This window comes from Halarchaeum grantii (genome assembly GCF_014647455.2).
Lineage (GTDB): Archaea > Halobacteriota > Halobacteria > Halobacteriales > Halobacteriaceae > Halarchaeum > Halarchaeum grantii.
The window spans coordinates 1,012,376-1,033,741 of record NZ_BMPF01000001.1; the positions used below are offsets into that span (position 1 = coordinate 1,012,376).

A 21,366-nucleotide genomic window follows, 5' to 3' on the forward strand; every position below is an offset into this window, starting at 1 on the left:
GTCGCGGTAGCGTCCGCCGCCACACCGTCGTTTTTGCACGCGCGGCCCCGACCGCGAGGTATGCCCGAGATTCCCGAGACGATGGACGCACAGGTCGTCCGCGAACACGGCGACCCGGACGCCTTCGAACCCGCCACGCTCGACGTGCCCGAACCGGAGGCGAACGAGGTGCTCGTCGAAGTCGCGGCGACGAGCGTCAACCCCGTGGACACGAAGATCCGCAGCGGCGCGGCCGCCGACCTCGGCCCCGACGCCCCCGCGGTCCTGCACGGCGACCTCGCCGGAACGGTCGTCGCGGTGGGCGCGGGCGTCGAGCGCTTCGACGTCGGCGACGAGGTGTACGGCTGTCCGGGCGGCGTGGCCGGGACGACCGGCGCGCTCGCGGAGTACGCGGCCGCCGACGCCGCGACGCTCGCGCACAAGCCCGACGCGCTCTCGATGCGCGAGGCCGCCGCGCTCCCGCTCGTCTCCATCACCGCGTGGGACGGCCTCGTGACGCGCGCGGGCGTCGAACCCGGCGACGACGTCCTCGTCCACGGCGGTTCCGGTGGCGTGGGCCACGTCGGCGTCCAACTCGCCGCCCTCGAAGGCGGCGTCGTCCACGCGACGGCATCGACGGCGGAGAAGCGCGCGCTCGCCCGCGACATCGGCGCGGACGTCGCCTTCGACTACCACCGCGACGTCGCGGACTACGTCGAGGAGTACACGGGAGGCGACGGCTTCGACGTCGTCTTCGACACTGTCGGCGCGGGCGCGGACAACATCGAGCCCTCGCTGGAGGCCGCCGCGCTGAAGGGCCGCGTCGTCGCCACCGTCTCGCGAGGCGAGGCGAGCCTCGACGCCGTCCACTCGAAGGGGCTCAGCTTCGACACGGTGTTCATGCTCATCCCGCTCCTCCACGGCGACCACGCGGGGCGCGTGCGCCACGGCGAGATCCTCGAACGCGTCGCGTCGCTCGCTGACGCCGGGAAGCTCGCCCCGGTCCTCGACGACACCGACTACGCGCTCTCGGACGTGAGCGAGGCCCACCGCCGACTCGAGTCCGGCGAGCACGTCGGGAAGGTCACCGTCCGCGTCGAGTGAACGACTAAGGGCCTCGGCGTCCCCGACACGGGTATGCCCGAGTTCGACCCGGAGCGCACCGCACTGCTCGTCGTCGACATGCAGAACGGCTTTTGCCACCCGGACGGCAGCCTCTACGCGCCCGCGAGCGAGGACGCGATCGACCCCTGCGTCTCGCTCGTCGAGCGGGCGCGCGAGGCGGGCGCGTCCGTCGTCTACACCCGCGACGTCCACCCGGCGGGCCAGTTCGACGACACCCACTACTACGACGAGTTCGAGCGCTGGGGCGAGCACGTCGTCGAGGGGTCGTGGGACGCCGAACTCGTCGACGCCCTCCCGGAGGCCGACCACGTCGTCGCGAAGCACACCTACGACGCCTTCTACCGGACCGATCTGGAGGGGTACCTCGACACGCACGGGATCGACGACCTCGTGCTCTGCGGGACGCTCGCGAACGTCTGCGTCCTCCACACCGCGTCGAGCGCGGGCCTGCGCGACTACCGCCCCGTCGTCGTCTCGGACGCGCTCGGCTACATCGACGAGGACCACCGGGAGTACGCGACCGAGCACGCCGACTGGCTCTTCGGCGAGACCGCGTCGCGCGCGAGCGTGGCGTTCGCCTGATTAGACGTCCTGCTCGGTCGGCGTCGCGACGTTCGTGCGCTGGACGACGTAGAGCGCGGCGACGAGCGCGAGCAGGAGGCCGGCGTAGCCGGCTGCGGAGACGGCGGCCTCCGTCGCGGACGCGTAGTCGCCCGCGTGGAAGCTGATGATCTTCCGCGCGACCGCGATGAGGCCCGCGGCGATGACGATGCGGATGACGCTCTTCTCCTGTGCGTACGCGACGACGGTCTGGAAGATTTCGACGATGATGAAGAGGAGGAGGATCTCGTCGATGAGGCCGATGATGGCGTCCGTCTGCGCGATTTCGCCCGTCCGCACGAGGTCGACGATCTGGAGGAGGAAGTCGAAGACGCCGACCGCGAACAGCCCGACGAGCACGAACGCCGCGACGGTTTCGAGGTAGCGCATCAGTCGCTCGGAGAGCCCGACGGCCGTATCGACGTCCACGTCCATGGGGTCGCGGTACAGGCGCCGCCGGGAAAAGCTCGGTCCCCGACGCCCGCCGTCGCGCCGTCGCGACCCACGACGGGAGCGGCGCTCCGTCAACTTTAGGCGACGGACGCGAGAGAGTCGGGTATGCGCGTGATTCGCGACGCGACGCTCGCGGACGGCCGAGTCCGCGACGTCCGCCTCGCCGACGACGGCACCATCGACGTCGTCGGCGAGGCCCTCGACGGCGAGACGACGATCGACGCCGACGGACGACTCCTCCTCCCGGGCGCGCTCGACGTCCACGTCCACTTCCGCCAGCCGGGCGCGAGCCAGAAGGAGACGTGGGCGACCGGGAGTCGCTCGGCGGCCGCCGGCGGCGTCACCACCGTCGTCGACCAGCCGAACACCGACCCGCCGACGACGTCGGGCGACGCCTTCGACGGGAAGGAGGCGTTCGCGGACGACTCGCTCGTCGACTACGGCATCAACGGCGGCGTCACCGATGACTGGGACCCGGACTCGCTGTTCGCGCGGCCGCTGTTCGCGCTCGGCGAGGTCTTCCTCGCGGACTCGACGGGCGAGATGGGGATCGACGCCGACCTCTTCGCGGACGCCGTCGCGCGCGCCGCCGACGCGGGCGTCCCCGTCACCGTTCACGCCGAGGACGCGACGGAGTTCGACGAGAGCGTGCTGCCACGCAGCACGGAGACGCGAGCGGAGAGCGATAGCGAGCCGGGAGCGGGCGCGAGAGAGCGCGACGACGTGGCCGCGTGGAGCGCCTACCGCACGGCCGACGCCGAAATCGCCGCCGCCGAGCGCACCGTCGAGGTCGCGGGCGACGCCGACGCGCAAGTCCACCTCGCGCACACCTCGACGCCCGAAGCCGTCGATATCGCCCGTGAGGGCGGCCTCACCTGCGAAGTGACGCCCCACCACCTCTTCCGCTCGACCGACGACTACGAGGAGTTGGGGACGTTCGGCCGGATGAACCCACCACTCCGAAGCGAGGACCGCCGCGAGCGCCTCTTCGAGCGCCTCGTCGACGGGCGCGTCGACGTCGTCGCGACCGACCACGCGCCACACACGCGCGCGGAGAAGGACGCGGACGTCTGGAACGCGCCCTCGGGGGTGCCGGGGGTCGAGACGATGGTGCCGCTCCTCCTCGCCGCCACCCGGGAGACGGAGCTCACCGTCGAGCGCGTCCGGGACGTCACCGCGCGGAACCCCGCCGATATCTTCGGCGTCGAGTCGAAGGGGCGGGTCGCCGAGGGCTACGACGCCGACCTCGCGCTCTACGACCTCGACGACGCCACCGAAATCGCGGGCGCGGACCTCCACTCGAAATGCGGGTGGACCCCGTTCGAGGGCGACGCGGGCGTCTTCCCCGAGTGGACGATGCGTCGCGGCGCCGTCGTCTGGGACGCCGCCGCGGAGTCGTTCGGTGACGCGAACGGGGAGAACGTACGCGGATCCGACCAGTAGGGAGGAGCCGCGGACCACGCGAACGGGGAGCCTGCGACCCGTGAGCGAGCGCGACACGACGTGCCGGTGACGGTGGGGAACGACCCGCGAGCGAGAGCCGGGGAGAGCCCGAACGTTCAACCCGTGGACGCCCGACGACTCGGGTATGAGTGACGTCTCGGTCGCGCGCGTCCGCGAGGCGGCGCTGGCGACGGTCGCGGTCGTCCGCGACCGGAACCTCACGTTCGTCGCGGGCGCCATCGCGTACGCCGCGTTCGTCTCGCTCGTCCCGCTCTTAGTGCTCGTCTTCGCGCTCGCCGCCGCGATACGCGGCCCCGGTGCCGCGGACGCCGTCGTCGCGACGCTCCAGGGCTTCCTCTCGCCGAACGCCGCCGACCTCCTGCGGAACGCGCTCGCGAGCAAGACCGGCGCGTTCGGCACGTCGCTCTTCGGTGTCGCCCTCCTCGCGTGGAGCGCGCTCAAGGTGTTTCGGGGGTTGAACACGGCGTTCGCGGTCGTCTACGGGACGGAGGACGCCGGGTTCGTCGACGCCGTCCGGGACGGCGCGGTCGCGCTCGCGTGCCTCGCCGTCGCCGCCGTCGCGCTCGTCGGCATCGGCGTCGTGCTCACGCTCGTCGTCGACCAACTCCTCCTCGACCTCCTCGGCCCCGTCCTGTTGCTCGGCGGCCTCACGGTGGCGTTCGCGCCGCTCTACTACGTCCTCCCGGATACCGAGACGACCCTGCAAGAGGCGCTCCCCGGCGCGTTCGTGGCCGCCGCCGGCTGGCTCGGCCTCGGCGTCGGCTTCCGCGCGTACGTCGCGTACGCCGGCGCGAATCAGGCGTACGGCGTGCTCGGCGGTGTCATGCTCCTCCTGACGTGGCTCTACGTCGCCGCGCTCGTCCTCCTCGTCGGCGCGGTCGTGAACGCCGTGCTCGCCGGCCGCCTCGCCGACGACGGGGGGAACGCCGTCGGCGACGATGACGGCGACTGAGGCTCAGTCGTCCGCGTGGCCGGCGTCGCCGCTCATCTCGTGCCCGCAGTTCGGACACGTCGCCTCCGAGTGCCGGAGTTCGTCGCTCGCCTCCCGGACGTCGCGCATCACCTCGGAGATGCGGTCCTCCGCGTCGAGTTCCTCCTCGACGGAGAGCTCGACGCCCTCGACTTCGAGGAGGAACTTCGCGACCTCCGTCGCCTCGTACATCACGTCGTCGAGTTCGTCCGCCGTGAAGAAGTCGCTCATCGCGCCGTAGAGGAACGTCGCGCCCGCCGTCGTCACCTTGTCCTCGAACGACGCGCGCGCTTGGTTCACCGCTTGGGGCGTGTAGGTGTCCGTCATGAACGGGACGAGGTCGGGGAGGTTCTCGCCGATCTTCGTCATCTCGACGCCCGTCTCCGTCCGGAAGTCCGCACACAGGCGCGCGATCGCCCACTCGCGGGCGGTGATGTACGTCCGGTCGCGCAGGAACTCGTTCACGCGCTCGTACTGCGCGCCGTCCATCTTCTTGAAGCGGTCGTACTTCTGGACGTCCTCGGGGACGCCCGGCGTCGCCTCGGTCGTGGCGTCGGCCGCGTCGCCCTCGGGTTCGGCGTCGTCCTCGTCGCCGCCCTGCTCGGTCATGGTCGTCCTACCCGAGAGACGAGCAAAAGCGTGTCGCCGACCCGCTCGGGGGTTTCGACGTGCTTTTAGGGCGCGCAGGCCACGAAACGCGTATGGCTACGTTCAACGTCGTTGTTGCCGACCCCGCCGAGGGGACGGCGCACGCCGTCGAGATTGAGGGACAGGACGCGAATCGCTTCATCGGTCGGGAAATCGGCGACGAGGTCGACGGCGGCGCCGTTGGACTGACCGGCTGCACGCTCGAGATCACCGGCGGCTCCGACGAGGCCGGGCGCCCGATGCGCCCCGGCGTCGCCGGCTCCGGTCTCGACGACGTCCTCGCGACCGGGGGCGTCGGCTACAACCCCGACCGCGACGGCGAGCGACGCCGCATCAGCGTGCGCGGGCGAGAGGTCTCCGACGCGACCGTCCAGATCAACGTGAAGGTCGTCGAGACGGGCGAGCAGTCCGTCGCGGAGCTCCTCAGCGAGGGCGAGGAGTCCGAGGACGACGAGTAGGACGACCCCGACCGCAACGCACGCCGTTTTTCTTGCGCGAGTCCCCAGTGGACGTATGACCGACAGGTACACCGAGTTCCTCGCGGGCGAGCGCCACGACGACGTCGCGCTCTACCTCACGGAGGCCGCCGTCTCGAACGTCGAGCGACTCGCCGACCGGGACGACGCCGTCGCCACCGATGACGGCGTCGTGCTCGTCGTGGACGGCGAGAAGGGCCGGAGCGTCTTCAAGAAGACCACGGGGATGGACGCGATGGAGTTCGCTCAGGAGGCGATGGGCGCGGACGGCCACGTCGCCCGTGACCTCGCGGGCGGCGACTGCCCGGAGGCCGGCGACGGCGAGAGCCACGCCGTCGAGTTCGTCTTCGCGTTCACGGAGGCGCAAAACGAGGAGGTCGGCGGCCTCTACGCCGAGGGCGCGGTCGTCCACGCCTACGCGCACTGCGAGTGCGGGGCGTCTTACTCGGAGCGCTGGCTCTGCGAGGAATAACGCGGAACCGAAGGTTCCGCGAAAACGCGAGCGGCATCGCCGCGAGTAACGCGGTTCCGAGGCGATAGCGAGGAACCGCGAAAAGCGAGCGGGGAGGGACGACCCGCGAGCGACGCAGTCAGTCAGAGTGAGGACCAGCGAGTGTGCGAAAGCCGCCGAGCGCGCTTATTCGTCGTCTTCGTCGGCGTCGGCGGGTTCCTCGTCGAGCGCGCGGAACGCGGCGAGGATGACCTGCTTCGTGACGGCGCCGCCGGTCGACCAGTGGTGGGCGTAGTCGAGCATGTCGTCGTAGATGTCGGGCTTACAGCCGGCGGCGCGGGGATGGCCGCCGCCGTTCACCTGTCGGGCGACCTCGTGGCAGCGCTCGAAGCCCTCGCTCCCGCGGATGGAGGCCGAGCCGGCGGGTTTCACGACGACGGCGGCGTCCGCGCCCTGCTCGCGGAGGTTCTCCGCGACCTCGTTCTGCGAGCAGCGCCCGTAGGTGACGCCGACGGTGAGGTCCTCGCCACCGGCTTCGAGGGTGAGGAGTTCGGCGCGCTCGGTCGCCTTCTCGATGAGCGCCTGCTTCTCGACGCGCTCCTCCTCGAGGAACGCCATGACCTCTTGGGGGAGGTCGGGGCCGTGCTCGCGCACGGTCTCGACGTACTCCTCGTCGTCGCTCCAGTGGGAGTAGTCCGCGAGGTCGTCGCTGCGCGGGTCCTCCTTGATCCAGAGGTCGTGGTCGCGCGTGACGGCGGCGAGTTCGGCGAGGTGGCGCGGGATTTCGGCGTCGATGGCGCGCACGGCGACGTCGGCGGTGCACTCCTCGTCGGATTCGCCGACGACGAGGTCGACGCCGGCGGCGCGGACGCGCTCCATCGCGTCGTCGGTCCACTGGTGGTGGTCGTACCAGTGGACGGCGCCCGCGTGCGAGACGAGGCGCTCGAGTTCGTCCGCGACGTACTCGTAGCGGTCGGGGCAGAGGTCGCAGACGTAGACGGTCGCGCCCTTCGGACCGTACTCGGCGGCGCGTTCGAGGCCGTCCTCGAGGTTGTGCGGGCCCGCAGGGACGACGGCGGCGTCACCGTGGACGGCGCGAACGATGGCGGCACAGGCGAGGCCGTCGGCGTCCGGGTCCGTCACGACGATGACGTCCGCGTCCTCGACGCGCGCGCGGATCTCCTCGTCCTCTTGGGCGGCGGAGACGTCGTCGGGGACGAAGAACCCCCGCCCGGGGAGGCGGGACTTCCGTTCGAGCGAGAGGGTGTCGTCGTCGATGACCCAGTCTTCCATACCGCCACCAGCGCTCGTAGCGGGAAGAAGCCGACGGTTACGCCGCTTCGTCCTCGCCGAGTTGGCGGACGGTGAGGACGGGAATCGGCGACGACCGGACGACGCGCTCGGCGACCGAACCGATGAGGAGGCGGTTCTCGCCGTGCCGGCCGCGCGTCCCGGTGGCGACGACGTCCGCCTCGACTTCGCGGGCGTACGTGAGGATCTCGTCCGCGGGGCGGCCCTCGCGGACCGCCGTGGTGACGGACTGCTCGGCGCGCTCCGAGACGTCCGCGAGCGCGTCCTCGGCGCGCGCTTCGAGTTCCGACGACAGGTCCTCGCGGACGTCCTCCGGCGCGTTCGTCACCTCGCTCTCGTTCACCACCGAGAGGGCGTACACGGTGGCGTCGAAGCGCCGCGCGAGGTCGAGCGCGACGTCGACCGCCCGCCCGACGCTCTCCGAACCGTCGGTCGCGACGACCACGGTGTCTATCATACGCGGGACGTCGCCGCGTCCCCACTTAAGTCCCACTCCTCGGTGGGCTTTTGGTGGCGGCCCGCGCACGCCCGGACATGACCCTCGAAGTCGAGACGGTCCTCGTCCCCGTCGACGGGAGCGAGGCGTCCGGGACCGCCGCCGAGTACGCTGTCGCCATCGCGGAGCGCTACGACGCGGACGTCCACGCGCTCTTCGTCCTCGGTGACGACGTCGCGCGCGAGATAGAGACCGGCGAGGCCGACGAGGAGGCGGTCGCGGACGGCCACGGCGCGTTCCTCGACGACGTGCGCGCGTACGCGGACGACAGCGTGGACGTCGCCACGTCGATCATGCACGGCTTCTCGACGACGCGCAAGACCCACCACCCGGGGAGCGTCATCCTCGACTGCGCGGACGACGTCGGCGCGGACTTCGTCGTCCTCCCGCGCGAGGGGCGGTCGAGCGCGGATCCGCCGGGTGCCGTCCTCGAGAAGGTCGCGGAGTACGTGTTGCTCTACGCGAGTCAGCCCGTGCTCTCCGTCTGAGCCTCGGCGAGGTGCATCGCCATCTCCAGCTCGAAGCTCTCCGCGTTCGTCGTCTCGAAGCCGACTTTCTCGTAGAGCGCGACGGCCGCGTGGTTCCAGCGCTCGACCGTCAGCCAGACGTCCCCGACGCCGTTCTCGGCGCCGTAGCCGAGGAGCGTGCGGATGAGTCGCGTGCCGATGCCACAGCCCTGGTAGTCCTGATGGACGAAGATGGCGAGTTCGTAGCCGGCGTCGCCGTCCGGGACGAGCGTCGCGTGCCCGACGGCGTCGTCGCCGTCCCACGCGACGACGTTGTAGCCGTCGTCGCCGTCGACGAGCGTCTCCAGCCAGTCGCGCACGCGTGACTCGCCGGTCGGGGGGATGCCCTGCGCGCGCATGCTCGGGTCGAAGTCGACGTACATCTCGACGAGCGCCTCGACGTCCGCGTCGTCGGCCGCGAAGAGCGGCCGGACGCTGATGTCGTGGCCTTCGGCGTCCTCGAAGGAGAGCGGCGGGACGGGGAACGGGCCGGGGGGTTCGTCCCCGTCGCCTGCGGTCTCGTCTGTCATCTGACTAGCGTGACGGTGACGGGCGCGTTCAGCAGGACGAACTCGGCGATGTGGCCGAGTCGGATCTTCCCCATGGGACTGCGTTCGCCGCCGCCGAGGACGACCTGATCGAAGGCCTCGCGCTCGGCGAGTTGGACGAGTTCGCTTCCCGGATCGCCGGTGATGTGTCGGACGTCGGCGTCGAGGCCGGCGTCCTCGACGGTCTCGGTGGCGTGCTCGATGACCGCCTCCGCAGAGCGCTCGCTCTCGGGGTTGTCGAGCACCGCGACCGTCAGTTCGTCACCGGCCTCGACGGCCCGCTCGACCGTCCGGTCGAGGGCTTCGAGCGAGTCGTCGCTACCGCCGATTCCCAGCAGCACCTTCATGGGCGTTACGTCTACCGGGCCGCGCAAAAGCCTTTCCGGCGCGCCTCGCGGACAGTGGGCAGTCGCGGCCGGCGGGAGGGGACGAATGCGGGCGACGGTCGGGACCACCCTCTTCTGCGCGCGCGACCGTAGACGAGCGTATGAGTGAGACGCGCGCCGCGTTCCGGGCGGCGTTCGAGCCCTTCGCGGGGAGCGACGCCGAGCACGACGCCGTCGCGCGAATGGCGGCGGATCTCGCGGCGAGCGGACGCTACGAGCGTGACGCGGGACGCGCGCTCACGCCCGAGGGGGCCGCGGGGCACCTCTGCGACGCGCCCGACGAGGGGGTGGCGTCGCGGTGGAACTGGTGGGTGGGGAGTCTCGACCTCGCGTACGGCGGGTACGCGGAGTTCGTCGTGCGACGCTGGCGCGAGTGACGAATCGCAGGAGCGAAGCGGTTCGAGGTAATGATTAATAGAAACATTTATTCCGTGTGTTGGTAACGATTATGATGGATTCCCCCGACGGCAGTCGGGCGAGAGAAGGGTACGACGACCCCGACGGACGGACCGCACACAGACACGCCGCGTTCTCGCGCATCCCGCGACGAACGCGACGGCGAGCCACAGACCATGACAGACAAAGCCAATCACGACACGTCCGACCGTGCCGACGCCGAACCGGACGGCGGCGCGGTCGCGAGCGAGACACAGGCGCACAGCGAGACAGATTACCTCACGTCGGAGGTGAACCTCCTCCGGCCGAGCACGCCGTTCATGCGCGACCACCTGCGCGTCATCTGGACCGGGTTCGTCGCATGGGCCGTCATCGTCTTCGGCCCCGTGACGCTCACCGCCGTCGCGCCCGGCGCGATGACGTCCACGATGCCCGTCCTCGGCTTCCCCATCCACTACTTCCTCGTCGCCGTCGGCGCACCGGGTGGTGCGCTCGTCCTCGCGTTCTGGTACGCGCGCAAGCGTGACGAACTCGACGAGAAGTACGGTATCGACCACGGAGGGGCAGCCGAATGATCGACGCGCTCGTCCTCCAAGCCGGGCTCCTCCCCGAGGGGCTGAACGTCTCGTTCAAGCTCCTCCCGGCGATCCTCGTCACCGTGATGCTCGCGTCCTTCCTCGTCATCGGCTACATGTTCAAGGTCGCCGACACCGAGAGCATGTGGGTCGCCGGCCGCTCCATCGGGAACGTCGAGAACGGCATGGCCATCGGCGCGAACTGGATGAGCGCCGCGTCCTACCTCGGAATGGCCGCACTCATCGCGCTCTCCGGCTTCTACGGCCTCGCGTTCGTCGTCGGCTGGTCGGCGGGATACTTCATCCTCCTCATCTTCATGGCCGCCCAGATGCGGCGCTTCGGGAAGTACACCGCCCCGGACTTCGTCGGCGACCGCTTCAACTCCGACACCGCGCGCGCCATCGCCGCGGTCACGACGTTCCTCATCGGCTTCGTCTACGCCATCGGCCAAGCACGCGGCATGGGCCTCGTCGGCCTCTACATCTTCGGCGACATCGGCATCCCCGGTCTCTCGGGCTACCAGTCGATGGTCGTGTTGATGATGGCGATCACGGTGGGGTACCTGACCCTCTCCGGGATGCTCGGCGCGACGAAGAACATGGCCGTCCAGTACACCATCCTCATCGTCGCGTTCCTCGCCGGCCTCTACGCCGTCGGCTGGGTGAACGGCTACTCCACCGTCCTCCCGCACATCGAGTACGGGCAGATGTTCGCCGCGCTCGGCCGCGAGTTCAGCGAACCGTTCGTCAACGGCGGCTACTACCTCTGGATCGCCACCGCGTTCAGCCTCATCGTCGGCACCTGTGGCTTGCCACACGTCCTCGTGCGCTTCTACACCGTCGAGAGCGAGCGCACCGCGCGCTGGTCGACCGTCTGGGGGCTCGGCTTCATCTGCCTCCTCTACTTCAGCGCGCCCGCGTTCGCCGCCTTCGGCACCGACCTCTACGCGAACCAGATCGGACCCGTCTACGGTGACCCCGGCATGACGAGCGCCGCCGCCGACGTCATCGTCGTCCTCGCTGCGCAGCTCTCCGGGCTCCCGACGTGGTTCGTCGGCCTCGTCGCCGCCGGCGGCATCGCCGCCGCCATCGCGACGACCGCCGGCCTCTTCATCACCGGCTCGTCCGCCATCTCACACGACATCTACAAGCGCCTCATCAACCCGGACGCGAGCCAGCGCCAGCAGGTGCTCGTCGGGCGGCTCAGCATCGTCGCGCTCGGCGTAATCACCACGCTCGCCGCGCTCGACCCCGCCGCACCCATCGCCGCGCTCGTCTCGTACGCGTTCTCGCTCGCCGGCGCCGTCCTCTTCCCGATGTTCTTCCTCGGCCTCTGGTGGGAGAACACGAACCGGCAGGGCGCGCTCGCCGGCATGACGACCGGCCTCGTCATCTGGTTCATCCCGATGCTCAACGAGGTCCTGCCGTCCTACGGCCTCCTCGCCGGCGCCGCCGGCTCGGACGGCGTCATCTCGCCGCTGCTCGCGCAGTGGGTGCCCGCGATCGGCTCCGCGCTCGTCGCCGTCCCCATCGTCTTCGTGGTCACCATCGCCGTCTCGCTCGTGACGCCCGAACCCGACCTCGACACGAAGCGCCTCGTCAGGCAGTGTCACAGCCCCGAGCCAATGAACCGCCAGCAAGCCGCCGAAGACGTCGTGAGTGGTGACGACTGATGTACGAGCACATCCTCGTCCCCACGGACGGGAGCGACGTCGCGGAGGCCGCCGTCGAGCGCGCCATCGACCTCGCCGCGAAGTACGACGCGACCGTCCACGCGCTCTACGTCATCGACATCGACGCCACCACCCTCTCGCTCGGCACCGAGCAGGTTGACCGCCTCCGGCAGGGCAAACTCGACGAGATGCCCGAAGTGAAGGCGGAAGCCGAGGAGGCCACCGGCGTCGTCGCCGACGCCGCGCGCGACGCCGGCCTCGACGTCGAGGAACACATCCGCACCGGGTCGCCCGCGCGCGCCATCCGCAAGTTCGTCGACGAGAACGAGATCGACCTCATCGTGATGGGGAGCCACGGCCGGGCCGGGCTCTCGCGCACCCTCCTCGGGAGCGTCACCGAGAAGGTCCTGCGCCGCACCCGCGTCCCCGTGCTCGTCGTGGACATCGACGGCGAGGAGGCCGACGAATGAGCGCGCTCGACGCCGTCCGCGAGCACGTCATCGAACACCACGACGGGATGCTCTTCGACCTCGTCTTCGCCATCGCGTGGGTCGTCCTCGTCACCGTGCTCTTCCGCGGCCTCGGTGCGCCCGAGCCCGCGTACTACGTCGCGCTGGCCGGCGGCGTCGTCGCCTACTACGGCTTCACCTACTCGCTCAAACTCGCGCGCGAGAGCGCGTAGCGCGGCGCGCGTCGCGGCCCGCCTTCTTTTCGCACACCGACGCGCCCAAGCCGCACGCGCCCGTAGCGCCCGCCGATGGACCTCCGGTTCCTCGGCGGGGCGGACGCGATCGGCAAGAGCGCCCTGCTGGTCAACGACTCCCTCCTCATCGACTACGGGCTGGAGGGCGGGACGCCCGCGCGCACGCCGCTCGACGCCGACCCGGACGCCGTCGTCGTCTCGCACGGCCACCTCGACCACGTCGGCGCGGTGCCGAGCCTCCTCGCGGGCGGCCGTCGGCCCCCGATTCACTGGACGCCGCCCACCCGCGAACTCGCCGCGTTGCTCGCGCGCGACACGCTGAAGCTCCGCGAGAACCGGTACGACCGGCCGTTCACGCGCGCCGAAATCGCCGCGCTCGGCGAGGTCTCCGAACCGCACGGCTACGGCGAGCCCTTCGAGGCCGCCGGCCACGAGGTGACGTTCTTCGACGCCGGCCACATCCCCGGGAGCGCGCACGTCCTCGTGGACGACGGCGCCACGCGACTCCTCTACACGGGCGACTTCCACACTGGAGATCAACGCCTCCTCGCGGGGTCGAGCGCGCGGCCGGACGCGGACGTCGTCGTCTGCGAGAGCACGTACGCCGACGTGCGGCGCGGCAACCGCCGCGAGACCGAGGAGCGCTTCGCCCGCGCGCTCCGCGAGACCGTGCATCGCGGCGGGACCGCGGTCGTGCCGGCGTTCGCGGTGGGGCGCACGCAGGAGGCGATGCTCGTCTGCGACGCTTACGACATCGACTGCTACGTCGACGGCATGGGCGTCGAGGTGGCGAAGCGCCTCCGGCGCGTTGAGGGCTACCTCCGCGACCCCGACGCGTTCCGCTCGGCGATGCGCCACGCGCGCTTCGTCACCGGGCGTCGCGGGCAGAAGAAGCGCATCGCGGCGCAGAACACCGTCATAATCACGACGAGCGGGATGCTCACGGGCGGCCCGGCGATGACGTACGTCCCCGAGATCCGTGGGAACCCGACGAACCTCGTGGCGTTCGTCGGCCATCAGGTCGAGGGGACGCCGGGGCGCCGACTGCTCGAGGAGGGGCGTGCGGCCTTCGACGGGCGCGTCCTCCCGGTGGCGGCGCGCCGCGAGGCATTCGACTTCTCCGCGCACGCCGACCGCGACGGCCTCCGGGCGTTCCTCGAGGACTACCGGGACGCGCGCGTGCTGACGGTACACGGCGACGCGACGGACCGGTTCGCCGCCGAGTTACGCGAGGCGGGGTTCGACGCGAGCGCGCCGACGAACGGCGAGCGGACGACGGTCACCGAGTGACGCGGCGACGGCGTTGCGGGCGCAGACGTGACGGTCATCCATCACGACCGAAATGGGTTATTTTTGCTTGTATCGAGGGGCGGGGGTGGGCGTGTCCCTGAGTGAAGCGTCGTGGAGGGGCCGTGACGGTGCGACAGACCATCGAAAGGGAACGAACCAGCGTCGGCACCCCCGTCGCCGATAGTGGCAATACCATCCCCTAACCGGGAGCAAAGGCGGGTAGTGCGCTCGTAGGCGTGCTTATCCGGGTGGACGACGTACGGTGGAGCACATGGCAGAGACGAAAACTGACGCCGGTCGCGACGGGGACGATCATCTCGACGACGTCGAACCCGGGGCGGGGTGCACCGAGATCTGGGAGCACCTCAGCGAACGCCGCGCCGAGGAATAGACCTTTATATCGCTGGTGTTCTACCGCGTAGTATGAGTGACGGGCCGACAGAGCTACCGCCGACCGACCGGGAATCCCCGGTCGGCGCGCCCGTCATCCGGGGCGACGAGCGCGTCGCGGGCGAGCGCGCGAAGGAGGCGGTCGAGTTCGATCCCGAGGACCCCGAGAGCGTCCGCGACGCCGCGGAAACCGTCAACGCGTTCGCGCACGGCGAACTCGGTGACGACCGCTTCTACATGCTCCGGGGCGCCGCCGCCTGCGCCGCGCTCGTCCGCGCCGAGGGGTCGTACAAGGCCGCCGCCGAGCGGGCGGGCGACGGCGTCACCGTCTCCTTCATCCGCAAGTGGGCGCGCGTCCACGACCTCCCGCGCCCCGTCCGCCGGCACGTCGCCGTCGGCCACATCCCACCGACCGCCGCGAAACACATCGCGCGCGTCGGCGGCGAGGCGCGCTACCAGCTCGCGTTCGCCGTCATCGACAACCACCTCACCGTCCGCGAGGTCCGCGCGATCGCGAGCGAGGTGAACGACGGCCGGTCCATCGAGGAGGCGCTCCGGGAGCGCGGTGTCACGCCCGGCGAACTCACCGTCACCCTCCCGCTCGACACCTACCGCGACCTCCGCCGCCGCGCCGCCCTCGAGGACGCCGGACCCGGGCGTATCGTCACCGACGCCCTCGACGCCTACCTCGAGTGAGGCGAGTAGTAAACGTTTAACCGCGCGCCCACCAGATATCGCACGAGGGCCGATAGCTCAGTTTGGCAGAGCGTCTGGCTTTTAACCAGACGGTCGCGTGTTCAAATCGCGCTCGGCCCGTCCAACGAATCGCGTAGCGACGAGTGAACCGGCACGACGCGATTTTGAGCCAGTCAGTCGGAGCGTCGAGCGGCAGGAGACGACCGTCTGACGCTGTTCAAATCGCGCTCGGCCCGCTTCTGCTATGAGCAACGTCGAGCAGCGCAGCGACCGGGTTGAGCACACGACGGCGCGTCCCCGCGTCGTCGCGCTTCCGGTAGCGTTAGGGGGACGCCGGCCCACGAACCGACCATGAACAGCGTTCTCTCCGGGTACGACACGCTCGACGTCCTCGGCACCGCCCTCGGCGTCTACGTCGCAATCGCCGCGCTCGGGACGCTCGTCGGGATGCCGTGGCAGTACGCGGACGGGGCGGGCGTGATGGTCGTACAGGCCGGCGGCTCCGTCCTCGCGTTCGTCCTCGCCGTCGCCTTCCTCGCTCTCCTCCATCGCACGTAATGGCCGTCGACGTGACCGTCTACACGCGCGACGACTGCCACCTCTGCGAGGACGTCCTCACGACCGTCGGGCGCGTCGGGGACGACCACGACCTCGACGTCGCCGTCGTGGACGTCGACGACGACCCCGAGTTGCGCGAAGCGTACGGCGAGCGCGTCCCCTACGTCTTCGTGGACGGGACACCGAAGTTCAAGTATCGCGTGAGCGAGGACGCGCTCCGCGACGCTATCGAGCGCGCGGAGCCGTAAACACGTCTTCTACGGGCACGAAAGCGCGAAAAACGAGGAGAGCGATCAGTCGCTCGCGTCCTCGGCGACGTCGACGAAGACGGTGAGCACGCCGAGGACCACCCCGACCAGACCGCAGGCGAGCTTCACGAGGCCCGTGAGGGCGCCCGGGACGAGCGCCGACGTCAACAGCACGAGCGCGGCGAGTTTCGTCAGGCGGTCGAGCGCGCGGTACTGGCGCGGCGGGAGGGTGGCGAGGGACACGCGCCGGTCAGTCGTCCGAGGGCGCGGCCGCGGTGTCCGAGTCGTCCTCGGTCGGCGTCGCACCCGAGTCCGAGCGGCGCTCGACGCCGCGCTTGAGGACGTAGTAGGTGATGAGTCCCCAGACGATCGGGACGATGATCGTCAAGTAGAGCAGGTACGTCGACGCCGTCGACGTCTCCACGTTGATGAGCGACCCGACGGTCGCGTTCATCGCGGCGACGGAGAGCATGATGATGAAGACGATCGCGCCCACGCCCACCGACGTCTGGAACGGCCGCTTGATCGGGTCGGCGGTGAAGTGGACGGCGTCGCGCTCGTAGTCGATGAACGGCCAGAGGACGAGCACCGTCGCGATGATGCCCGGCGCGACGACGCCGGCCACGAACTCACCTTTCGGGATGAAGCCCGGGATGACCTTCAGGATGCCGAACACCCACATGAAGTACCAGTCCGGTGCGACCCCGCTCGGCGTGCTGAACGGGTCGTTCGGACCCCAGACGGGGAGGCGCTGAACGGGGAAGAACCCGGCGAGCAGCGCGAGCACGCCGAAGACGGAGAGGAAGACGATGATCGTCACCGCGACCTGATTCGGGACGAGCGGGACGCCCGTGACGACCGACTCGTCGTCGTCGGAGACGCCCGCGTCGTCGTCGCGCGAGCCCTGCTGCTCCGTGTGCTTCTGGCGGATGAGCAGGAGCATGTGGACGGCGATGAGGCCACCGATGATGAGCGGGAGCAGGAAGACGTGGTAGAAGAACATCCGGGGGAGGATGACGGCGGCGTTGTCCGGCCACAGGCCACCGAAGATGATCTTCGTCAGCGTCTCACCGATGACGGGGATGGATCCCGCGACGGTGAACCCGATGCCGGTCGCCGTCGAGCCGTACTCGTCGAACGGGAGGGCGTACCCCATGAACCCCTCGCCGATGCCGAGGAAGAGCAGGGTCGAGCCGACCACCCAGTTCAGTTCGCGCGGGTTGCGGTAGGCGCCGCTGAAGAAGACGCGGAGCATGTGGAGGCCCATCGCGGCGACGAAGAGGTACGCGCCCCAGTGATGGACCATCCGGATGAACATGCCCATCGGGACGTCGTACGTGATGCGGAGGACGGAGGCGAACGCCAGCGGTACCTCGGTACCGGCGTACTCCGCGAGGATGCCCTCGTAGGTCGTCGCGGCGGCGCCCGGCCGGTAGAGCATCCCGAGGAACGTCCCCGTCAGGACGAGGATGATGAAGGTGAACAGCGTGACTTCGCCGAGCAGGAACGACGCGTAGCGGTCCTCCGGGAACGCCTTCCCGAGGAACTCGTCGTTCAGGTCGAGGCGGTCGTCGAGCCAGCCGTAGACCCGGCTCTCCTCGTACTTCGCTGTCTCCTCGGACTCGTCGGATTCGGTTATCGTACTCATCGGTCTACTCCACCCCGATCGGAGCCTCGAAGGGGCCCGTCGCGATGATCAGTTGGTCGCCGTCCTCGGTGACGCCGACGGGGAGTTGCGGGAGCGGTCGCGGCGCCGGGCCGCCGACGACTTTCGCGCCCTGCAGCGGGTTGAAGACGCTCTGGTGGCACGGGCAGAGGAAGTTCTGGTCGTTCGGCCCCGTCCGCGAGGAGACCGTACAACCCGCGTGCGTGCAGGTCGCGGAGTACGCGGCGTATCCCTCTGCGGTCCCTTCGAGCATCGTCGGCTCCTCGTAGGCGTCCTGCGAGAAGCGCACGAGCAGCGTCGTCGCCATCGGGACCTGGAGCGCGCCGCCGCCCTCCTTCTCCGGGAAGACGGTCATGCTCTCGCCGCTCCCCTCGGAGAGGGCATCGACGGCGACGGGGTTGCCCTCGCCGTCGACGACGCGGGTCCCCTGCGTATAGAGGGTCTTGTAGCTGTAGTCGGGGCCACCGGAGAGCGCCGAATCCTCCAGCCCGTAGAGGCCGGAGACGGCGAACGTTCCGACGGCGGCCGCACCGCCGAGCGCCGCGAAGAACTTCGCGGCGTTCCGCCGGGTCGCCTGGAGGCGGTCCTCCTCGTGGGCGGGCTGTGCCTCGGTCTCGGCGTCGGTGTCGTCGTTCGTGGACATGGTCAGTGGTCGCGGTCCTCCGCGACTTCGATTGTCGGCATGAAGTGCGTGTAGTACATCAGGACGGTCTCGGAGAGCGAGAACGCCAGGAGGCCGCCGTAGAATCCAAGGAACTGGCTCCGGGAGAGACCGAAGGCCTCGCCGGCGAAGAGAGCGGCGAAGACGACGCTCAGGAACGTGAACAGCCCGACGAGCCAGACGCCTCGGAGACCCGCGTCGGCGGGGTAGTACGCGACGACGCGACGGTGGGCGGTCTCGAGGAAGCTCGGGACGTGCGGGAGCGACTCGCCCTCGTCGGGGACGATCGGCTCGCCGCGCCGGCCGACGTTGTGCGCGTATCGGAGCTGCGCGTAGAGCAGGCCGACGAGGCCGAAGAGCGCGAGCCACGAGACGATGCCCGCGGCGTAGACCGAGATCTCGGTCGGCATCGTGATGAACTGCCCGGTCGGCGCGAGCGAAACGCTCTCGCCGGTCTGTATCGCGATCTCATGGAAGCTATTCCCTCCGCTCGCTAACGCGATGCCCCACATCGGCAGCAGTACGATGCCGATGAGCACCAGTATGATGGCCGTTTCACGTCTCATTGTTAGTCCTTGAAGTCCCGGCGCGCCAGCGGCGCTCGGTACTCGTCGCTGTTCGGACGTTACCCCGTTACGTACATCGTTGTTTCGATTATCTCGGCGTCGATGGGGTACTTATCGGAGCGAGCTATCGAAACACACTCAATCCGGGGTTGAGTAGACCCACTCAAGGACGGCGTTGTCAATGAAACGGAGGCAATTCATCACCAAGGCAGGCGGCGCGGGGCTCGTGGCGAGCGGCGTCGTGGGCTCGGCGAGCGCACAGGAGGGCGAGAGCGACCCCCGGACGGGCTCCGGCACGCAGGACGACCCGTACGTCGTCGAGATGCACACGGACGGCTCGGAGTACCTCTTCGACCCGGTCGGCCTCTACGTCGAGGAGGGCGACTGGGTCCGGTGGGTGAACGCGAGCGGGAGTCACTCCACGACCGCCTACTCGCCGTCGAACCCGAACGCGGAGGTCAGCCTCATCCCGGAGGGCGCCGAGCCGTGGAACAGCGGCACCTTCCAAGAGCAGGGCGCGACCTTCGACTACCAGTTCCAGGCCGCGGGCACCTACGACTACTACTGCATCCCGCACAAGACGCTCGGGATGGTCGGGCGCGTCGTCTGCGGCGAGCCCGGCGGTCCCGCGGAGAACAACGAGATCCCCGACGACGTCGGGAGCGGGATCCTCCCGGACTCCGAGACCATCGTCGAGGAGAAGGCGCTCGCCTACCCATACTTCCCGGAGACGAGCGGCGGCCCGCTCCCGAGCCTCGCGCTCGGCGCCGCGACGCTCTTCGGCCTCGGGAACGTCTACCTCCTGAGTCAGACCGACCGCTTCTCCGGTCGCTACGACCAGGACGCCACGGACGACACCGAAATCGAATAGCGGTCGCGTCCGGCGTTCGGTCTCGCGCCCGCGCCGAGCGCGAGACGCGACGCTCGCGGATCAGCGCCGTCGCGGCGACTCCAACTTGATGTCCGTCTCCGCGAGCAACTCCTCGACTTCCGCGCGCTTCTCCTGGTGCTCCGCGAGGAACTCCCGCATGAGTTCGGCGGCCTGCTCCTTGCAGTCCCCGCAGAGGCGTTCGCCCTCGCGGCATTCCTCGTAGACGCGTTCGGCGAACGCGTCGTCGTCGGCGGCGAGGAGATATGCGTAGAGTTCGTAGACCGGGCAGTCGTCGGGCTCGCCCCCGAGTTCGCGCTGCTCCTCGGCGCTCTGCCGGCCGCCGGTCGTCGCGGCCTTCACCTTCTCGTAGCCCGTCTCGGGGTCGTCGAGGAGGCTGATGTGGCTCGCGGGGACGCTCGAACTCATCTTCCCGCCGGTGAGCCCCGTCATGAAGCGGTGGTAGATGCCGGACGGCGGGACGAAGCCGTAGCCGCCGTGGTCGACTTCGACCTCGCGCGCGAGCGCCTCGGCGGCCGCGCGGTCCATGTCGAAGCTATCGACGTGGCCCTCGAAGACGCGCTTCTCGCCGGCGACAGCGTCGATGAGCGCCTCGAACGCTTCCTCGGTCGCGTTCCGGTCGAGGAAGCGCACGCGCGGGCGGAGCGGCTCCATCCCGGCGTTGTTCAGCTTCGGGAGCACCGTGGCCTCGGCGCCCTCGCCGTCCGCGGCGTCGTCGAGCGGCGCGGGGTCCTCCCACTCGACGGCGTCCAGCCCGCCCTCGAGCAGTTGGGCGGCGTGCAGACAGCGGATGGTCGCGCCCTCGGGCGCGCGCTCGCTGAGGCGCTCGTAGGCGTCCCGTAGCACCGCGCGCTCCGCGTCGCTCGCGACCTCGAAGGAGGCGTACGCCTCGGTGACGCCGAAGTATCGCGTTCTGGCGGCGAGGTCGCGCGCGAAGCGGACGTGCGGGTCCTGATCGGGGCCGACCGGGACGACGGTCGGCTTCGGCTCGTCCAACTGGGGTCCGAGGATGTCCGCCATCTGCGTGACGACCGACTGCATGTGCGAGACGTCCGTCTCGCCGTCGAAGCCGTAGATGGACTGGAACTCCGAGAAGTTCGCCTCGATGCCGAGTTCGAAGGCGAGGTCCTGCACCTCGCGGTCCTCGGACTGGCGGTAGAGCGTCCCCTCCTCGGGGTCGAAGCCGAGCGCGAGCAGGCTGAGGAGGTAGTCCCTGGCGTGCTCGTCGATCTCCGCCCAGCTGAGCCCGCGCGCGGAGTGGGCTTCGAGGTCCGCGATGAGCGCGGTGGCGTCCCCGCCCTGCTCTTGGTGCCAGATGATCTCGTCGAAGACCATCTTGTGGCCGATGTGGGGGTCGCCGGTCGGCATGAACCCCGAGAGCGCGGCGAACGGTTCGTCGTCGCGCATCGCCTCGAGGACGCGCCGGTAGTCGCGGTGGCCGAAGATGATGGCCCGGCGCATCAGGTAGTGCGGGTTCGGGACGTCCGCGAGGACGTCCTCGAAGGACTCGATGCCGAACTCCTCGAAGAGCTTGCGGTAGTCCGAGACGGTCGAGGACCCCCACGGATCGAGGGCGAGCGAGTCGGCGCCTTCGGTGTCCGTTCCCCCGTCCGTCGCGGGCGTGTCCGTGTCGTCTGTCATG

At 69.9% G+C, this 21,366-nt stretch carries 28 protein-coding genes and 1 tRNA gene; 18 read left to right on the top strand and 11 right to left on the bottom strand.

Annotated elements, in window-relative coordinates; all coding sequences use genetic code 11:
• Nucleotides 1-60: 60 nt before the first annotated feature.
• Nucleotides 61-1,083 carry a zinc-binding dehydrogenase gene (locus IEY12_RS05530; protein WP_229870958.1) on the top strand — a complete coding sequence of 341 codons (1,023 nt, stop codon included), beginning with the start codon at nt 61-63 and terminating at the stop codon, nt 1,081-1,083.
• 33 nt (nt 1,084-1,116) lie between these two features.
• Nucleotides 1,117-1,686, top strand: coding sequence for a cysteine hydrolase family protein (locus IEY12_RS05535; protein ID WP_188880160.1), 570 nt, complete (start codon nt 1,117-1,119; stop codon nt 1,684-1,686).
• On the opposite strand, the gene IEY12_RS05540 is transcribed toward IEY12_RS05535, so the two are convergent.
• A complete protein-coding gene (locus IEY12_RS05540; RefSeq protein ID WP_229870960.1) occupies nt 1,687-2,139 on the bottom strand; it encodes a phosphate-starvation-inducible PsiE family protein in 453 nt (150 codons plus the stop codon).
• 123 nt (nt 2,140-2,262) lie between these two features.
• Here IEY12_RS05540 and IEY12_RS05545 point away from each other — a divergent pair, with 123 nt between their 5' ends.
• Both IEY12_RS05545 and IEY12_RS05550 read left to right on the top strand, forming a co-directional pair.
• The gene (locus IEY12_RS05545; protein WP_188880162.1) at nt 2,263-3,600 is read left to right on the top strand and encodes a dihydroorotase; all 1,338 of its coding nucleotides are present in this window, start codon (nt 2,263-2,265) and stop codon (nt 3,598-3,600) included.
• Nucleotides 3,601-3,745: 145 nt separating this feature from the next.
• Nucleotides 3,746-4,573, top strand: coding sequence for a YihY/virulence factor BrkB family protein (locus IEY12_RS05550; protein ID WP_188880164.1), 828 nt, complete (start codon nt 3,746-3,748; stop codon nt 4,571-4,573).
• A gap of 3 nt (nt 4,574-4,576) precedes the next feature.
• Here IEY12_RS05550 and IEY12_RS05555 read toward each other — a convergent pair whose 3' ends face one another.
• Nucleotides 4,577-5,200 (bottom strand): DUF5806 family protein, encoded by a 624-nt coding sequence (locus tag IEY12_RS05555; protein ID WP_188880166.1) that lies wholly within the window; start codon nt 5,198-5,200, stop codon nt 4,577-4,579.
• Between the two features lie 92 nt (nt 5,201-5,292).
• Between IEY12_RS05555 and IEY12_RS05560 the strand changes: the two genes are divergently transcribed.
• The gene (locus tag IEY12_RS05560; RefSeq protein ID WP_188880169.1) at nt 5,293-5,697 is read left to right on the top strand and encodes a 30S ribosomal protein S6e; all 405 of its coding nucleotides are present in this window, start codon (nt 5,293-5,295) and stop codon (nt 5,695-5,697) included.
• A 55-nt stretch (nt 5,698-5,752) separates the two neighbouring features.
• On the top strand, nt 5,753-6,187 hold the full coding sequence (locus IEY12_RS05565) for a DUF5807 family protein (RefSeq protein WP_123074814.1): 435 nt from the start codon (nt 5,753-5,755) through the stop codon (nt 6,185-6,187).
• Between the two features lie 165 nt (nt 6,188-6,352).
• Here the strand turns inward: IEY12_RS05565 and IEY12_RS05570 are convergent, their stop codons facing one another.
• The gene (locus IEY12_RS05570) at nt 6,353-7,459 is read right to left on the bottom strand and encodes a DHH family phosphoesterase (RefSeq protein WP_188880171.1); all 1,107 of its coding nucleotides are present in this window, start codon (nt 7,457-7,459) and stop codon (nt 6,353-6,355) included.
• 37 nt (nt 7,460-7,496) lie between these two features.
• Nucleotides 7,497-7,934, bottom strand: a complete 438-nt coding sequence (locus IEY12_RS05575; protein WP_188880173.1) for a universal stress protein — start codon at nt 7,932-7,934, stop codon at nt 7,497-7,499.
• Nucleotides 7,935-8,011: 77 nt separating this feature from the next.
• Here IEY12_RS05575 and IEY12_RS05580 point away from each other — a divergent pair, with 77 nt between their 5' ends.
• Entirely contained in the window at nt 8,012-8,461 is a 450-nt protein-coding gene (locus tag IEY12_RS05580) for a universal stress protein (RefSeq protein WP_123074808.1), read from the top strand.
• Here the strand turns inward: IEY12_RS05580 and IEY12_RS05585 are convergent.
• Nucleotides 8,440-9,009, bottom strand: coding sequence for a GNAT family N-acetyltransferase (locus IEY12_RS05585; RefSeq protein WP_188880180.1), 570 nt, complete (start codon nt 9,007-9,009; stop codon nt 8,440-8,442). The genes IEY12_RS05580 and IEY12_RS05585 overlap by 22 nt on opposite strands.
• Entirely contained in the window at nt 9,006-9,374 is a 369-nt protein-coding gene (locus IEY12_RS05590) for a universal stress protein (protein WP_123074804.1), read from the bottom strand. The genes IEY12_RS05585 and IEY12_RS05590 overlap by 4 nt, the downstream gene beginning before the upstream one ends.
• A 140-nt stretch (nt 9,375-9,514) precedes the next feature.
• Between IEY12_RS05590 and IEY12_RS05595 the strand changes: the two genes are divergently transcribed.
• The 10 genes from IEY12_RS05595 to IEY12_RS05640 all read left to right on the top strand — a co-directional run bounded on the left by IEY12_RS05595 (nt 9,515) and on the right by IEY12_RS05640 (nt 15,942).
• Nucleotides 9,515-9,790, top strand: a complete 276-nt coding sequence (locus IEY12_RS05595; protein WP_188880182.1) for a WNWW family protein — start codon at nt 9,515-9,517, stop codon at nt 9,788-9,790.
• Nucleotides 9,791-9,985: 195 nt separating this feature from the next.
• Nucleotides 9,986-10,384, top strand: coding sequence for a DUF4212 domain-containing protein (locus IEY12_RS05600; protein ID WP_188880184.1), 399 nt, complete (start codon nt 9,986-9,988; stop codon nt 10,382-10,384).
• Complete coding sequence (locus IEY12_RS05605) at nt 10,381-12,057, top strand: sodium:solute symporter family transporter (RefSeq protein ID WP_188880186.1); 1,677 nt, start codon at nt 10,381-10,383, stop codon at nt 12,055-12,057. The genes IEY12_RS05600 and IEY12_RS05605 overlap by 4 nt, the downstream gene beginning before the upstream one ends.
• Nucleotides 12,057-12,527, top strand: coding sequence for a universal stress protein (locus tag IEY12_RS05610; RefSeq protein WP_188880188.1), 471 nt, complete (start codon nt 12,057-12,059; stop codon nt 12,525-12,527). Before IEY12_RS05605 ends, IEY12_RS05610 begins: the two co-directional genes overlap by 1 nt.
• Nucleotides 12,524-12,739 carry a DUF8119 family protein gene (locus tag IEY12_RS05615; protein ID WP_188880190.1) on the top strand — a complete coding sequence of 72 codons (216 nt, stop codon included), beginning with the start codon at nt 12,524-12,526 and terminating at the stop codon, nt 12,737-12,739. Before IEY12_RS05610 ends, IEY12_RS05615 begins: the two co-directional genes overlap by 4 nt.
• A 75-nt stretch (nt 12,740-12,814) precedes the next feature.
• The gene (locus IEY12_RS05620) at nt 12,815-14,050 is read left to right on the top strand and encodes an MBL fold metallo-hydrolase (RefSeq protein WP_188880194.1); all 1,236 of its coding nucleotides are present in this window, start codon (nt 12,815-12,817) and stop codon (nt 14,048-14,050) included.
• A gap of 423 nt (nt 14,051-14,473) precedes the next feature.
• Nucleotides 14,474-15,136, top strand: coding sequence for a DUF7119 family protein (locus IEY12_RS05625; RefSeq protein WP_188880197.1), 663 nt, complete (start codon nt 14,474-14,476; stop codon nt 15,134-15,136).
• 46 nt (nt 15,137-15,182) lie between these two features.
• Nucleotides 15,183-15,256, top strand: a tRNA-Lys gene (locus tag IEY12_RS05630).
• A 231-nt stretch (nt 15,257-15,487) separates the two neighbouring features.
• On the top strand, nt 15,488-15,694 hold the full coding sequence (locus IEY12_RS05635; protein WP_123074788.1) for a DUF8123 family protein: 207 nt from the start codon (nt 15,488-15,490) through the stop codon (nt 15,692-15,694).
• Nucleotides 15,694-15,942, top strand: coding sequence for a glutaredoxin family protein (locus IEY12_RS05640; RefSeq protein WP_188880199.1), 249 nt, complete (start codon nt 15,694-15,696; stop codon nt 15,940-15,942). The genes IEY12_RS05635 and IEY12_RS05640 overlap by 1 nt, the downstream gene beginning before the upstream one ends.
• 45 nt (nt 15,943-15,987) lie before the next feature.
• Here the strand turns inward: IEY12_RS05640 and IEY12_RS05645 are convergent, their stop codons facing one another.
• The 4 genes from IEY12_RS05645 to IEY12_RS05660 are packed head-to-tail and all read right to left on the bottom strand — an operon-like array spanning nt 15,988 to nt 18,835.
• Nucleotides 15,988-16,185: a DUF8120 family protein gene (locus tag IEY12_RS05645; protein WP_188880202.1), complete on the bottom strand. Its 198-nt coding sequence runs from the start codon at nt 16,183-16,185 to the stop codon at nt 15,988-15,990.
• A gap of 7 nt (nt 16,186-16,192) precedes the next feature.
• Nucleotides 16,193-17,590, bottom strand: a complete 1,398-nt coding sequence (locus IEY12_RS05650) for a cytochrome b (protein WP_188880204.1) — start codon at nt 17,588-17,590, stop codon at nt 16,193-16,195.
• A 4-nt stretch (nt 17,591-17,594) separates the two neighbouring features.
• Nucleotides 17,595-18,251, bottom strand: a complete 657-nt coding sequence (locus tag IEY12_RS05655) for a QcrA and Rieske domain-containing protein (protein WP_188880208.1) — start codon at nt 18,249-18,251, stop codon at nt 17,595-17,597.
• Between the two features lie 2 nt (nt 18,252-18,253).
• Nucleotides 18,254-18,835 carry a hypothetical protein gene (locus IEY12_RS05660; protein WP_188880213.1) on the bottom strand — a complete coding sequence of 194 codons (582 nt, stop codon included), beginning with the start codon at nt 18,833-18,835 and terminating at the stop codon, nt 18,254-18,256.
• 181 nt (nt 18,836-19,016) lie between these two features.
• Here IEY12_RS05660 and IEY12_RS05665 point away from each other — a divergent pair, with 181 nt between their 5' ends.
• On the top strand, nt 19,017-19,706 hold the full coding sequence (locus IEY12_RS05665; RefSeq protein ID WP_188880220.1) for a plastocyanin/azurin family copper-binding protein: 690 nt from the start codon (nt 19,017-19,019) through the stop codon (nt 19,704-19,706).
• Nucleotides 19,707-19,766: 60 nt separating this feature from the next.
• Here the strand turns inward: IEY12_RS05665 and IEY12_RS05670 are convergent, their stop codons facing one another.
• Complete coding sequence (locus tag IEY12_RS05670) at nt 19,767-21,365, bottom strand: tryptophan--tRNA ligase (RefSeq protein WP_188880227.1); 1,599 nt, start codon at nt 21,363-21,365, stop codon at nt 19,767-19,769.
• Nucleotide 21,366 lies beyond the last annotated feature (1 nt).